This window comes from Bradyrhizobium sp. P2_E8, assembly GCF_056403875.1.
On the sequence record NZ_JBFUES010001486.1, the window covers coordinates 1 to 1254 of the forward strand.

Below are 1254 nucleotides of genomic sequence, written 5' to 3' on the forward strand. Positions count from 1 at the left end.
CTTCAGCACCTCGCGGTCCTCGTCCGAGAGCGGCAGGTCCTTGTCCTGCTTCACCCATTGCATGAAGCCCGGCACCGGCGACAGCGTCACGAAGGTGTCGAGTTTTGGCGTCTCGCGGCGCAGCTCTTCGACCACCTGCTTGATCAGGAAGCTGCCGAAGGAGATGCCGCCCAGGCCCCGCTGTGTGTTGGAGATCGAGTAGAACACCGCGGTGCGCGCGCGCTCGATCGGCAGATGCTGGCGGTCGACCGCGAGCAGCGGCGCGATCGCGCCGGGGATCGTTTCGGTCAGCGCTACCTCGACGAAGATCAGCGGCTCGTCGACCATGGCGGGATGGAAGAAGGCGTAGCAGCGGCGGTCGACCGGATCGATGCGGCGGCGCAGATCGTCCCAGTCGCTGATCTCGTGCACGGCTTCATAGCGGATGATCTTTTCGAGGATGTTGGCCGGAGTTGACCAGTCGATCCTGCGCAGCACGAGAAACCCCCTGTTGAACCACGAAGAGAGCAGATGCGAGACGTCGCGATCGAGCGCGGCAAGATCGGTGTGCCCGTTCATCATGCCGAGCAAATCGGCGCGCATGTTGACGAGGTCGCCGGTGCCGCCGGGCGCGCGGTTGAGACGGCGGATCAGCTCCTGCCGCCGCGGCTCGGAGGCGAAGTGCAGCGAGCTCGCGTCTTCGTCACTGGGCCTGGCGCGCCATTTTTCGATCGCCTTGGACAGGCGTTCCCGATCGGGGCCGAAATCGCGCACCAGGGCCTCGAAGAAGGCGCGGCGTCCTGCCGCATCCAACTCCTGGTAGATGTCGAGCACCTCACGCGCCATGGCAGTGCCCGAAGCTTCGCCACGACCGGACAGCAGCGCACCGCAGAGCTCGATCAGCCCGTTGGCATCGTGCTTGGTGTCGTCGGAATCCCCGCGGCGCAGCAGCGTGCGGCCGCGATCGGAGATTGTGGCGAGCAGGTCTGAGAAGAAGGCGTTGGCCATCTGGACTTTTCGATTCCGGTTTGTGCGCTGCGGAAGCTTACACGGGATTTAGGCGGAAGCCGATCACAATCAAGCAGGCAAATTCTGTATCTTTCGTGGTGCCATGCGTCGCCAAGAAAGCTGTCATGCCCCGCCAGTGGCATTTGGAGAACGAGGCGGCTGCCTCACACGCCGTCATTGCGAGCGCAGCGAAGCAATCCTGACTGCCGCCGCGGAAGGATTCTGGATTGCTTCGCTGCGCTCGCAATGACGAGGTTGGAGCTATCA

Annotated in this window: 1 protein-coding gene and 1 pseudogene; both read right to left on the minus strand. The window is 63.7% G+C overall.

The window, feature by feature from the left end:
- Positions 1-987, minus strand: a 987-nt coding sequence (locus AC1D00_RS41645; RefSeq protein WP_477014709.1) for a malonyl-CoA decarboxylase domain-containing protein, incomplete at its 3' end; no start/stop codon positions are given.
- Between the two features lie 37 nt (positions 988-1024).
- A pseudogene (locus AC1D00_RS41650) lies at positions 1025-1254 on the minus strand (hypothetical protein); the annotation flags it as partial.